At 44.7% G+C, this 13,872-nt stretch carries 10 protein-coding genes; 4 read left to right on the top strand and 6 right to left on the bottom strand.

Features of this window, described 5'->3' with window-relative positions; genetic code table 11:
• Positions 1 to 51: 51 nt before the first annotated feature.
• Positions 52 to 2,181, bottom strand: coding sequence for an ATP-dependent DNA helicase RecG (recG, locus tag F0361_RS14935; protein ID WP_154919748.1), 2,130 nt, complete (start codon positions 2,179 to 2,181; stop codon positions 52 to 54).
• A gap of 81 nt (positions 2,182 to 2,262) precedes the next feature.
• Here recG and F0361_RS14930 point away from each other — a divergent pair, with 81 nt between their 5' ends.
• Positions 2,263 to 4,392, top strand: coding sequence for a M1 family metallopeptidase (locus tag F0361_RS14930; RefSeq protein ID WP_154919746.1), 2,130 nt, complete (start codon positions 2,263 to 2,265; stop codon positions 4,390 to 4,392).
• A complete protein-coding gene (locus F0361_RS14925; protein WP_154919744.1) occupies positions 4,389 to 5,303 on the top strand; it encodes a patatin-like phospholipase family protein in 915 nt (304 codons plus the stop codon). Before F0361_RS14930 ends, F0361_RS14925 begins: the two co-directional genes overlap by 4 nt.
• A 150-nt stretch (positions 5,304 to 5,453) precedes the next feature.
• On the opposite strand, the gene F0361_RS14920 is transcribed toward F0361_RS14925, so the two are convergent.
• The 5 genes from F0361_RS14920 to F0361_RS14900 all read right to left on the bottom strand — a co-directional run bounded on the left by F0361_RS14920 (position 5,454) and on the right by F0361_RS14900 (position 10,445).
• Positions 5,454 to 5,972, bottom strand: a complete 519-nt coding sequence (locus tag F0361_RS14920; protein ID WP_154919742.1) for a DUF7935 family protein — start codon at positions 5,970 to 5,972, stop codon at positions 5,454 to 5,456.
• Positions 5,973 to 6,065: 93 nt separating this feature from the next.
• On the bottom strand, positions 6,066 to 6,839 hold the full coding sequence (locus F0361_RS14915; RefSeq protein ID WP_154919740.1) for a hypothetical protein: 774 nt from the start codon (positions 6,837 to 6,839) through the stop codon (positions 6,066 to 6,068).
• A 109-nt stretch (positions 6,840 to 6,948) separates the two neighbouring features.
• Positions 6,949 to 8,502 (bottom strand): FMN-binding glutamate synthase family protein, encoded by a 1,554-nt coding sequence (locus F0361_RS14910; protein ID WP_154919738.1) that lies wholly within the window; start codon positions 8,500 to 8,502, stop codon positions 6,949 to 6,951.
• A gap of 7 nt (positions 8,503 to 8,509) precedes the next feature.
• The gene (locus F0361_RS14905; RefSeq protein WP_154919736.1) at positions 8,510 to 9,817 is read right to left on the bottom strand and encodes an amidohydrolase; all 1,308 of its coding nucleotides are present in this window, start codon (positions 9,815 to 9,817) and stop codon (positions 8,510 to 8,512) included.
• A gap of 79 nt (positions 9,818 to 9,896) precedes the next feature.
• Positions 9,897 to 10,445, bottom strand: a complete 549-nt coding sequence (locus F0361_RS14900; protein WP_154919733.1) for a DsrE family protein — start codon at positions 10,443 to 10,445, stop codon at positions 9,897 to 9,899.
• Between the two features lie 133 nt (positions 10,446 to 10,578).
• On the opposite strand from F0361_RS14900, the gene F0361_RS14895 reads away from it, so the two are divergent.
• Complete coding sequence (locus F0361_RS14895) at positions 10,579 to 12,903, top strand: ATP-dependent helicase (protein WP_154919731.1); 2,325 nt, start codon at positions 10,579 to 10,581, stop codon at positions 12,901 to 12,903.
• Positions 12,904 to 12,946: 43 nt separating this feature from the next.
• A complete protein-coding gene (locus F0361_RS14890; protein ID WP_246160908.1) occupies positions 12,947 to 13,831 on the top strand; it encodes a glycoside hydrolase family 16 protein in 885 nt (294 codons plus the stop codon).
• The last annotated feature ends 41 nt before the right edge of the window (positions 13,832 to 13,872 follow it).

Below are 13,872 nucleotides of genomic sequence, written 5' to 3'. Positions count from 1 at the left end.
GCAGGTGTTTAAATTACGATGTCCAAAACTGGAATCTGTTAAATATGATGTTTAACTAATATAGTTCCAGATATTTTTAAACTTGGCCAATTCGGCATAAAAATGACGGATTACCAAATTTTCGGGTTTCTCCAACGTGGAGTCGTCTTTCAATAATTGCATGGCAAAATATCTCGCTGATTTTAAAATGGTATTGTCCTTGACGATATCGGCGATTTTAAGGTTGAGCATTCCACTTTGTTGGGTTCCCATAATATCTCCGGGTCCCCGCAGTTTTAGGTCTACTTCGGCAATCTCGAATCCATCATTGGTTTGTACCATGGTTTCCAATCGGGTTTTCGCCTCGGAGCTCAACTTATAACTTGTCATAAGGATACAATAACTTTGGTCGGCCCCCCGGCCCACACGTCCCCGTAATTGATGTAATTGAGAAAGTCCAAAGCGTTCCGCACTTTCAATGATCATAACCGAGGCATTGGGGACATTAACGCCCACTTCAATGACCGTAGTGGCCACCATAATATGCGTTTCGCCCTTTACGAACCGTTCCATCTCGTAATCCTTGTCCTCAGGTTTCATCTGCCCGTGTACGATGGAAATTTGATATTGCGGTTGGGGAAAATCACGGACGATGCTTTCATAACCGTCCATCAAATCTTTATAATCCAAGGCTTCGGATTCCTGTATCAGGGGATATACGATGTAGACTTGCCTACCTTTTTGGATTTCCTCCTTTATAAAATGAAATACTTTAAGCCGATTGGAATCATACCGATGTACCGTTTTTATGGGTTTTCTGCCGGGAGGCAATTCGTCGATTACCGATATGTCCAAATCCCCATATAAGCTCATGGCAAGGGTTCTAGGAATGGGCGTGGCCGTCATGACCAAAATGTGTGGGGGAGTGGCCCCTCCAACCTCCCCATCGTTTGGGCTCTTATGCCAAAGTTTGGAACGCTGCGCTACCCCAAACCGGTGTTGTTCATCGATGATGGCCAAGCCCAGATTTTTAAAGACGACCTTGTCTTCCAACACGGCGTGAGTACCGATCAATATATGCAGCTCACCACTCTCCAGTAGTCCATGTATGGGTTTTCGGACGGATTTTTTAACGGACCCTGTCAGGAGTTCACACGTAACACCCGTTCCTTGCAAAAGCTCCTTAATTCCAATATAATGTTGATTGGCCAATATTTCCGTGGGGGCAACCAAACAGGCCTGAAATCCATTGTCTATGGCCAAGAGCATGGTCATAACGGCTACAATGGTTTTTCCGGAACCTACGTCGCCCTGTAACAATCGGTTCATTTGGGCATTGCTACCTAAATCGGCCCTAATTTCCTTGATGACCCTTTTTTGTGCATCGGTAAGTTCAAAAGGCAAATGATTGGCATAAAAATCGTTGAACAAAGGCCCCACTTGGTCAAAATTGAAGCCTTTGATTTTTTGCTTGTGCAGCATGTTTTTGGCAATCAACTGTAACTGTAGGTAAAAAAGCTCCTCGAATTTCAATCGGAATTGGGCCTTCGCCAATAGTTCCTGATTTTTTGGGAAGTGGATGTTGTAAAGGGCCTCACTTTTTGAAATCAATTTTAACTCGTCAAGGATTTTATTGGATAAGGTCTCTGCAAAGCTGCCCTTGGTTTCAATGAACAATTGCTGGATTAATTTGCTAAGCACTCGGTTCGTAATACCCTTATTGCTTAATTTTTCGGTGGAAGGGTAGACCGGTTGCATATGGATTCGGATATTCTTTTCATGTTCTGAAAGAAGTTCCATCTCTGGATGGGGCATGGAAAACATGCCGTTGAACCAGTTGCACTTGCCAAAAATGACGTAGGGGACATTCAGTTTTAAATTTTCCCGAATCCATTTTTGGCCCCTGAACCAAACCAGTTCCATTTCCCCGGTTTCGTCAATGAATTTGGCCACCAATCGGCTACCGCGTTTCTGTTCTACGGTTTTTATATGCACGATCTTGCCTACGACCTGCACCTCGGCATTGCTCTTTTGCAGTTGACCGATTTTGTAATATTGGGTCTTGTCAATGTACCGATTGGGAAACAGGTTCAAAAGATCTTGATAGACATGAATGCCCAGTTCTGAATGGAGGGTCTCGGCCCTGTTTGGCCCCACACCTTTGAGATACGCAACGGGAGTTTGAAGGAATCCGGCATTCATCCGACTAAATTAGGGTTTACCATCTGTAACTGCAAAACAGGAAAAGCCTTAATTTGGTAGAAGAATTGAAGTGCCATGAATATGTATCGGTTTTTGTTTGTAATCATCTTTTGCAGTTTCGCCATCTATCCCCAGCATCAGGAAAAGGTGGATTTTTTGCATGCTGCCATAGAGATTCGGCCAAATCTTAAGGAAAAACGAATTGACGGGCAGGTCCTTTATTCGTTTAAGGTCCTGGAACGTGTGGATTCCGTTTGGTTGGATGCCAGGAATATGGAATTTGCCGAAGTACGATTGGATGGAAAGAGCATAGATATACATTATGCCGATGGAAAATTGGCTCTTGGTCATTCCTTTGAAAAGCGTTCTACTCACGAACTTTTAATCCGATACTCCTGCAGCCCAAAACAGACGGTTTATTTCTTTGACCTTGAAAATGAGAAATCGTATAACAGTTCGAATAGCAGTATGAATCCGGTGGCTGAGCGTAGCCGAAGCCAAGTTTGGACCCAAGGCCAAGGAAAGTATACCAGTCATTGGCTGCCCAGTTTTGATGCCATGGAGGAGAAGGTGGAGTTCGATATGGATATCACCGTGGATACCGGTTTTGAGGTTATTGCGAATGGGATTTTGCTTCAGCGGGAAACAACGGATGAAGTGTCCACGTGGCAATTCGACATGGAAAAGCCCATGAGCAGTTATTTGTTGGCCTTTGTCATTGGGGAATACGACAGGCAGGAATTGATGTCCGATAGTGGTATCGCCATCGAAAATTATTTCTATCCAGAGGACAGCCTTCGCGTGGAACCAACCTATCGCTATACCAAAGAGATTTTTGATTTTTTTGAAACCGAAATCGGTGTAGCCTATCCTTGGCAGAATTACAAACAGGTACCGGTGCATGATTTTCTCTATGCAGGAATGGAAAATACGGGTGCCACCATTTTTTCCGATGCCTATGTCATAGATTCTACGGCTTTCATCGACAGGAATTATGTAAACATCAACGCCCATGAAATGGCCCACCAATGGTTTGGAAACCTGGTCACTGAGAAGGACGGCAACCACCATTGGTTGCATGAAGGTTTTGCTACCTACTATGCCTACTTGGCGGAAAAGGAGCTCTTTGGGGCCGACCATTTTTACTGGAAGTTGTTGGATACCGCCCAACAGTTGGAAGAATTATCAAAGTCGGGCAAAGGGGAAAGTCTGCTAGATCCAAAAGCCAGTAGTCTTACGTTTTATGAAAAGGGCGCTTGGGCCTTGGTGATGTTACGGGAGGAAGTGGGGGACGAAGCGTTTAGGATTGCGGTGGCGAACTATCTGGAAAAGTATGCCTTTAAAAATGTTAGGGTGGCTGAATTTCTACAGGAAATTGAAATAACTGCCAGAGAAGACTTGAATGATTTTAAATCAAAATGGTTGGATTCAACCGAATTTCATTGGGACGACGCAAAGACTTATTTGGCAAGGAAGAATGAAAGTCTGAAGAACTACTTTTTATTGCAAGTTCATGTGGATTCGTCAACTGTTTTGGACAATGAAAAGTTGATGGGGTTTTGGAATCAGGAAACCCCTGTTGCTTTCAAGACCCACTTGCTATTTGAGCATTTTAATCAAATTCCGGAATCTACAGTCCACAAGATATTCGAAAATGAAAACTTTCTGGAGGTGCGGCAGGCGTTGGCTATGTCCATTCCAAAAGTTACGCCCGAATTCAAAGTGAATTTTGAATCGTTTTTGCAAGACAAAAGTTACCTGACCCAAGAATATGCCCTTTTCAAATTATGGGAGGCTTTCCCAGAGGATAGGACCCGATATTTGAATGAATTGGAAGATGTAGTTGGCCTCCCCAATAAAAATGTGCGTTTGCTGTGGTTGGCCTTGGCCTTGGTGACTCCGGAGTATAATCCTGCGCAAAAACAGGAGTACTTGAACGAACTGGTTTATTATACGGATGCAAACTTCAATCCAGAAGTCCGTCAAGGGGCTTTCCAATACTTGTTTCAAATCAATGGCCTGACCGATACGGCGTTAAAGAATTTGATTGGGGCGACAGACCACCATTCTTGGCAGTTTAGATCCTATGTTAGAAATTTGTTGGACAAACTATTGAAGGATGCCGAACTAAAAAATCGACTGGTAGCGGTGGCCCAAAAACTAAAAGAGACCGATTTACGTTATCTTAAAACAAAAATAGAATTACCATGAAGGCTTTGGTCATTTCAGGTGGGGGAAGTAAAGGCGCCTTTGCAGGCGGTGTTGCCCAATTTTTGATTCAAGAGTCCGGCAAAACATACGATATTTTTGTAGGTACCTCCACGGGAAGTTTGTTGATATCCCATTTGGCCTTGGGCAAACTGGACAAAATAAAACGCATCTACTCCAATGTTACGCAGGAGAGTATTTTCAACAATTGTCCGTTTGTGGTCAAAAAGAAACATGGGAACGATGAGATAGGAATCAACCATTGGAACGTCGTTCGGAATTTTGTGCGAGGTAAAAAGACCTTTGGGGAAAGTGAGAACCTTCGAAAACTCATAGGGGAAAGCCTTACCAAAACGGAGTTCAACAAGCTTAAAAAGGGAATGTCCGACGTGGTCATCACCGTAAGTAACCTTTCCTTAAATCAAGTGGAATACAAATCCATAAAGGATTGTTCCTACGAGGATTTTTGCGATTGGATTTGGATTTCGGCCAACTATACCCCATTCATGAGTTTGGTACGTAAGGAAGGTTGCGAATATGCCGATGGCGGATTAGGAAGCATCGTCCCTATCGAAGAAGCTATTAAAAGAGGTGCCACTGAAGTGGATGTGGTAGTCCTACATACCGAAGTAAATTACCTCAACCGTATGCCTTCCAGAAATCCGTTTGAACTATTGACTTCCATGATGAGCTTTGTTTTCGACCGAATTGAAAACCAAAACATTCGGATAGGGAAATTCGTTGCCAATCAGAACAATGCGATTATCAACCTGTATTATACACCAACGATTTTGACCACCAACTCGTTGATTTTCGACAAGAAAAAAATGACCCTGTGGTGGAAACGGGGCTACCTGTATGCCAAAAATAAAAACGAGGAGACAAATCCCATTGAGCCGAATGAGAATGAGTAGTTTAGTTAGACGCTAGACGCTTGTTAGTTTTAGGTTTCAAGTATGGAGTGAAAAGTGAAAAATGAAAAGTGTAGATTTTTCTAAAAACTTTGGCTATATGAGTAGTCGAAGGGAACAACCAAGAACCAATAACTAACAACCAACTACCAATTACCACAACTCCCCAATCTCCCTTTTTACAAAGGATAGAGCGGTAGTGGAGGGAGAGGCCTTTTCCATGGTGTCGTTCAATATATCCTCACGTAGTTTATCGGCCGTTTCAGATTGGCTCATGGCTGCCTTTCGTATCATTTGCACCGTAGCATTTTTGGCCGCCTTGATGATGTTCCAACATTCATCGGTCATGTAAATCTGTTGGGAAAGATTATGGTCAAATTCGGTTTCAATGCTCTTTATCAACAGGTTTTCGTAGGCATCCTTATCCTGACTTTTAGGAGCAACGCGCACCACTAAACTTGGAATGGCGATTCTTTCCAAAAATAGGGCCATACGTTCATACGCCTGTAATCGCACGGGGAGCGTGTCCTTTTGGGAATCCTTATGCAATAAAAAACGTCTCCTACCTTCTTCATTGTTGGTGTGCATTCTAAAAAAGTAAAATGCTATGGCACCTGTTACTATGGAAGGCAATAAATAAGCAAAAAGTTGAAAAATCTGATCTGAAGTCATTCGTATAATTTTAAACTGGTTAGTTCACGTTTCTTGACTCTTAAACGGCCAGTTTTGTCAATTAGTATATGACTTGATCGATGAAATGCAATTTTAGTTTTTTACATCGTCCTTTGCGGTCGCATAGAAGGATTTGTAATCTGGATGAATTTCTATCTGTAAGGATTCCCGTAGTCCACCATCTATACCTTTTACGTTCACCCTACCTCCAACAACACTGTAATCCTTAATAAGAATCTGTGCTACTGAAGCTGCCTGTTGAAGGGCAATATCCAGTTCTCCGGTCATACTCAATCCGGAAATGGTCACGGCCGATTTTGGATTAGCGGTAATGATCTTCGCTATTTTCTCCAACCAGGGTTTGGCCGATTCCTGCACCTTGGCGCCTAAACCATCGGCGAAGTAAAAATCTAATTTCTCCGAGATGATTACGGAACCATTGCTCACCTGTACCTTGGCATTTTCGCCCAAGGTCTGTTTGGCGTTCGTTAAAATCACGATGGCCGTGGAATCGTTGCTCGCCACACCGTCCACAATTCCTTTTAATTGGGCCTCTTTACGTTCCAAAGTGGCCAAGGTCTTGTTTATGTTTTCCGAGTTTTGGCTGGAAAGGGCGGCAAAACTGTTCAGGTTTTGAAGCAAGGTAGCGTTGGCGTCCTGCAATTCCGTTACCTGGGCCTGTAGTTCCTCCGCTTTGATCTCGCTTATTTTTTGTTTTGACTGCGCCGTTGAAACCAAACGCGAAATGGAATCCAGACGGTATTTTAAATCCTGATTCTGTTCAATGAGTTCACTTTTCTTCTGCGCCTGCGCAGTTCCAAAAGTACTTAAGGCAACAACTATGACTAAGGGTAAAATTTTCTTCATGTTTAACAGCATTTTATTGGCACCGCCAAAGGGTTTAATAGACCAAGGCTTGCCTGATAATAATAGTTTCGTTTCCTACCAATGCCTCGTGGGTTTTCCCAGAGGTGGTTTATTTGCCGCCAAGATACGAACAGTCTTTCAATTCCTGAACACCCTTGAAGGCTACTTTGGCCTTATTATAGCCATAGGCATAGGCAAGACTCTTGTTCAGTTCATTATCGTCCAAGTTTACCTGCACATCGTCCATGGTAAATTGGCAAGGATGTTCGTATCCAGAGGCGTGGGTAATCTCCAAAAATTCCTTCCGGAAGGTTTTGAAATATTGTGCCAATCGGTCCGACTTCAAGGGTACATTGATGCCATTTTGAAGCCATTTGTTTTGGGTGGCTATTCCGGTGGGACATCGATTCGTATGGCACACCTGGGCCTGGATGCAACCAATGCTCATCATGGCCTCACGCGCCACGTTGATGCAATCCGCTCCCATGGCAAAGGCCATGGCCGCTTTGGCGGGAAAACCCAGTTTTCCGCTTCCAATAAAGACAATGCGATTAGTCAATTGCCGTTCCAAAAACACCCTGTAAACACTTGAAAAGCCATATACCCAAGGCAGGGAAACATGATCGGCGAACGAGGGCGGTGCCGCTCCCGTGCCACCTTCACCACCGTCTACGGTTATAAAGTCAGGTCCCTTTCCTGTTTTTAGCATCAAATTGGCGAGTTCCTCCCACTGGTCCAGTTTTCCAATGGCACCTTTTATGCCCACGGGCAGTCCCGTTTCATCGGCGATCTGCTCAATGAGGGCCATGAGTTCCGGTACGGTAGAGAACGCCTTGTGGGTTGCTGGGGAAAGCACGTCCTTTCCAACTTCAACGCCCCTGATTTCGGCTAGTTCATGGGTTATCTTGGCCCCTGGTAACACACCGCCCTTGCCCGGTTTAGCCCCTTGGGAAAGTTTGATCTCTATCGCCTTGATGCATGGATTCTCATCGACCAATTTCCTCATTTTTTCCATGGAGAAGTTTCCATCCGGCGTGCGTACCCCAAAATAGCCCGTTCCAAAATGGAAAATCACATCGCCCCCCTGTTTGTGATAGGGTGAAAGTCCGCCTTCGCCCGTATTGTGGTAGGCACCACTTTTTTTGACTCCGATGTTCATTGCCTCGACCGCCGCTGCGGACAGGGAACCAAAACTCATGGCGGAAACGTTCACAATACTGGCCGGACGGTAGGGTTTTCTGCGATTGTTAAAAGCACCCATGACCTTGGCACAAGGTACGAACGACGGGTCCAGCTCATTCGGGTGGCCTTGGGGAATTTTATAGGCCATCATACTGTTCTTTATGAATACATGCTGATGCGCATAAATATCCCTATCGGTTCCAAAACCTTCATAATTATTTTCTTTTTTGGCCGATGCATAAATCCAGCCCCGTTCGATCCTGTTGAAGGGGAGTTCCTCGCGATTATTGGCCACAAAATATTGACGCATTTCAGGGCCGATGCTCTCCAACCAATACCTAAGATGCCCAACAATGGGATAATTATGTTTTATGGTATGTTTTTTCTGAATGAAAATATCCCAAATTGCGATGAGAACCAGTGCGATAAGCATCCACGCCCACCACGGTAAAATGGTAGCTAAAACAATTTGATACGCCATTACTAGTTTATCCTTTAGGTTGGTTTTCCAATCGGGGCGTCTTGTCGCTGTTCAAATAGTCCAGACTCATGGCGGTTAAGGTTTTTACGCCCAACAACAGTCCGCTATCATCGATCCTGAAATCAGGGGTGTGATGCGGATAGGACTCCGTTGTTCCCGGGGTCATACCACCCAAAAAGAAAAAGAAGCCGGGCACTTTTTCCTGATAGAAGGAAAAGTCCTCCGCACCTGTAACGGCTTTGGCAACCACCACGTTCTCCTTCCCGGCAACCGCTTCCATAGTGGGGATCATTTGGGAAACCAACTCCGGATTGTTATAGGTAATGGCCGTTCCCGAAGCAATTTCGGTAGTAGCCTCGCCTCTGTAAGCCTCCGCGATGGAACTCACCATTTCCTTCATCCTTCGGTTCAACTGTTCTTGCATGTCATAATCCAAGGTTCTGATCGTTCCAACGATTTCCGCGCTTTCAGGAATGATGTTGTTCCTTACTCCCGAAGTAATTTTACCCACCGTAATCACGGCCGCTTCGTTCGTAAGGTTCATTTCCCGACTAATGATTGTTTGCAAACCATCGATAATCTTCGCACTGATCAAGATAGGGTCTACTCCAGACCAGGGTTGCGATCCGTGGCTTTGCTTTCCTTTTACATTGATGACAAATCGCTGTGCGGCTGCCATGGTGCCCCCAGATTTATAACGGATCATGCCCACAGGTGTTTGGGAATTGATGTGCAGGCCAAAAATAGCATCCACATCGGGATTTTGTAAAACCCCTTCCTTTATCATTAAGGCGGCACCACCTTCCTCTCCCGGAGGCGCTCCCTCTTCGGCAGGTTGAAAAATGAATTTTACGGTGCCCTTGATTTTATCCTTGTTCTTGGACAGCACTTCGGCCACGCCCATAAGAATGGCAATGTGGGTATCGTGTCCGCAAGCATGCATCACGCCCACTTCGCTTCCCAGATATTCAGATGTTACATTGCTCTTAAAGGGCAGGTCGTTGCGCTCGGTTACGGGCAGGGCATCCATATCCGCACGGAGGGCGACCACTTTGCCCGGTTTGTTACCCTTTAAAACACCCACTACACCGGTGTGCGCCACACCCGTCTGTACTTCGATTCCAAGACTTTTTAGATGGTCTGCAATTTTTTCGGCGGTTTCAAATTCCCTGTTGGAAAGTTCCGGGTGTTCGTGGAAATACCTTCTCCATTCGATTACCTTATCCTCAATGGCGCTAAAATCCTTTTCCATCGATTTTTGGGCGAAAGCCGTCATTCCGCAACATAATACGATAAGTACTCCAAGTTTTTTCATTTTTTTCTTTTTAGTTTGTGATAAATTATGCTTCGATTTCGCTTTGCAAGGATGCGAATGCTCGAATCATGGTGTTTATCTAAAATTTTATCAGTCTATAATTATCGTCCTGCAATTGGATCAATGCGGTCATGGCGCTGAGGGACAACTGTACGCCGTCTATCAAATCCTCTTTTGGAAAACCTCGGGAAACGGAGGATTGCCCGCAAAAAATTATTTCCGCATTGGCTGCCATAAGAGCCTTCAGTAAGGCTTCATTGGGATTCTCGGTACCGTATTTCTTTTGATAGGCTTTGGAGGTGATGACATCCTTGGAAGCCTTGTTGTGAACGACCAAGGCCACCTTCAATTGCTCCAAAGGAATTCCGTTTTGCCCGTGCATATTCAAAAAACGGGCGGCGGTCTCAATAGAGGGGTTCACTTGGTTTAAATCATCGGGCGAGGTCATTATATCGAACACGGCCTTGAAGGTTTTGGTGGTATCCAAGGTATAGTCCTGGTGCGCTATTTTCCAGACTTGGCCATAATCGGCTATGATGGGGCCACTATTCTTGTCTTGGGCAATTCCAAGGAATAATGAGAGGAAGGTTAGAAAGCATAGAACCCTTATTTTTTGTAAATACTGCATGGCCATACAATTGTTTTGCTAAATATATTTAAAAAGGAACAAATGCCTTGACACATTGTTTATAAATCTAAAAAACAACATTTCCGGTATCGTTCAATAATGGCTAAATTCACACTTTAAAAATAGTTCGACCTTGAGTTCTTTTATAGATGAATTGAATGATGCCCAAAAAGCCCCTGTTTTGCACAAGGATGGGCCTCTAATGGTGATTGCCGGTGCCGGTTCCGGAAAGACGCGGGTGCTTACCTATCGCATAGCCTACTTGATGGAACAGGGGGTGGATGCCTTTAATATCCTGGCGTTGACCTTTACCAATAAGGCGGCACGCGAAATGAAAAAGCGGATTTCCGACATCGTTGGGGTATCGGAGACCAAAAACCTTTGGATGGGGACTTTTCACTCCGTGTTTGCCAAATTATTGCGGTACGACGGGGACAAACTCGGGTTTCCCAGTAATTTCACGATTTACGATACCCAGGATTCTCAACGCCTCATCGCCTCCATCATCAAGGAAATGGGACTTGATAAGGACATCTATAAGTACAAACAGGTTCAAAACCGAATTTCCTCCTTCAAAAATAGCCTTATTACGGTTAAGGCCTATTTTAATAATCCCGAACTAATGGAAGCCGATGCCATGGCCAAACGGCCCAGGATCGGCGATATTTACCAGAATTATGTTGACCGATGTTTTAAGGCCGGGGCGATGGATTTTGACGACCTACTTTTAAGGACCAACGAATTGCTGACCCGTTTTCCGGATGTACTCCTAAAATATCAAGACCGTTTCCGTTATATATTGGTAGATGAGTATCAGGATACGAACCATTCACAATATTTGATCGTTCGGGCATTGGCAGATCGCTTCCAGAATATCTGCGTGGTGGGAGACGATGCCCAAAGTATTTATTCCTTTAGGGGCGCCAACATCAGCAATATCCTAAATTTTCAGCGGGATTATGACAATGTGGGCATGTACCGGTTGGAGCAGAATTATCGGTCTACCAAAAACATCGTGAACGCTGCCAATTCCATCATCGCCAAGAACAAAAACCAGTTGGAGAAGAACGTCTGGACGGCCAATGATGACGGGGCGGCCATCAAAATCCATAGAAGTATTACCGATGCCGAGGAAGGCCGGTTTGTGGCCAATTCCATTTGGGATAATAAAATGCAGCACCAAATGGGGAACGGCGAGTTTGCGGTTCTGTACCGCACCAACTCCCAATCCAGGGCTATTGAGGATGCGTTGCGCAAAAGGGACATTCCCTACAGGATTTATGGCGGACTCTCTTTTTATCAACGCAAGGAGATCAAGGATGTGATTTCCTATCTCAGGTTGGTCATCAACCCTAAGGACGAGGAGGCCTTAAAGCGTGTCATCAATTTTCCGGCACGGGGAATAGGGCAGACCACAATTGACAAACTTGTGGTGGCCGCCAATCATTATGGGCGTTCCATCTTTGAGGTCATGGAGAATATTTCAAAAATCGACCTCAAAATAAACGCACCCACAAAACGTAAGCTGGAGGATTTTGTGACCATGGTCAAAAGCTTCCAGATTATGAACGAGGGTGCCGATGCCTTTACATTGGCCGAGCACGTCGCCAAAAAAACCGGACTTTTGTTGGAATTCAAAAAGGACGGTACCCCGGAAGGCATTGCCCGGATGGAAAACATTGAGGAATTGTTGAACGGTATCAAGGATTTTGTGGAAGGCCAAAAGGAACTTGCCGATGCAACAGGAGGTTTGAGCGAATTTTTGGAAGATGTGGCCCTAGCGACCGATTTGGATAATGATACGGGCGATGACGACCGTGTTGCCCTTATGACCATTCACCTGGCCAAAGGCTTGGAGTTCCCTTATGTGTATATCGTTGGGATGGAGGAGGATTTGTTTCCGTCGGGGATGAGCATGAACACGAGGAGCGAATTGGAGGAGGAGCGAAGGCTTTTTTATGTAGCCTTGACCCGCGCGGAAAAACAGGCCTATTTGACCTACACGCAGAACCGGTACCGATGGGGAAAACTCATCGATGCTGAACCGAGTCGGTTTTTGGAGGAAATCGATGAAAAATATGTCGAAAATTTGACGCCTTTGGATGGCGGGTACCGGTACAAATCCATGATCGATGCCAATATCTTTGGCGAAGTGGACAAAAGCAAGTTACGTCAAACGAAACCCGTAAACGGAACGCCGCCCAGTATCGACAGACCGAATATGACCCAACTTCAAAAGCTGCGAAAGATAAAACCGGAGCTTTCACAACCGGTGGGTAACATCAATACGATCGACCCCAATTTGGCCGAAGGTTCCTTGGTGAACCATTCCAGGTTTGGCAGGGGCAAGGTCCTTAAGATAGAAGGTGTGGGGAATGACCGCAAGGCGGAGATAAAGTTCGATCATGGCGATGTAAAAAAATTGTTGCTACGGTTCGCAAAATTGGAAGTATTGTAACGTTTTATGACTTAATCACTAAATTGGATTAATTTTTTTTCAAATGATGAAACATACTTTATCTGTAGCATTCATAGCATTTTCCTTTTTTATGGCTTCCTGCCAAGGTTCTTCAGATTCTGATGAACCAATAAATCGAAATTTAGAAGAAACTAATCTATCTCCTGAAGATATAGAAGATGTTTTTGCTTCAAATTATTGGGACGATGCCGAATTGGTCTGGAGCGATGAGTTTGACGGAACGGATCTTTCCCAGGAAAATTGGAAACTTGAGACTGGAAATCACGGTTGGGGTAATAATGAACTTCAGAATTATCTCGATGAAGGCAATGTGGAAGTTAGCGATGGTACGCTGAAGATCATCGCGAAAAAGGAATCCTTGGGCGGGAGCAATTTTACTTCGGCCAGGTTGAACAGCAAGAAGGAATTCAAGTATGGTAAATTGGAGATTCGGGCCAAAATCCCTGATTATAAGGGAAAGGGAATTTGGCCCGCACTTTGGATGTTGGGGAACGACATCAGTACCGCGGGATGGCCTGCTTGTGGCGAAATCGATATTATGGAATATGTGAGCTACAGTCCAAACGAGGTTCATTTTTCCCTGCACAGTACGGCCAACAACCACGTAAAGGGGACCCAAATAACTTCTGGGCCGGTACCACTGGAAACCATAGAGGAAGAATTTCATATCTATGGGGTGCTTTGGACCGATAGATACATCAAATTTTACATTGACACAGAAGATAATGTGCAACTCAATTTTTTGAGGCCCACTGTCCCGAGTGCCGAAAACTGGCCTTTTTCCAAACCTTTTTATTTTTTGATGAATATTGCCGTTGGAGGAAATTGGGGCGGTCTTGAAGGTGTGGACGAAAGTCTTTTCCCAGCTGTCATGGAAGTGGATTATGTAAGGGTATATCAGAAGTAAAAAAACTACCTCGGGGCAAGCCCACGAGGCATTCTATAGAA

This window comes from Maribacter flavus (assembly GCF_008386635.1).
In the GTDB taxonomy this organism is placed as follows: domain Bacteria; phylum Bacteroidota; class Bacteroidia; order Flavobacteriales; family Flavobacteriaceae; genus Maribacter; species Maribacter flavus.
The sequence above is the reverse complement of the archived record's forward strand: the minus strand, read 5'-3'. Positions and strand labels throughout refer to the sequence as shown.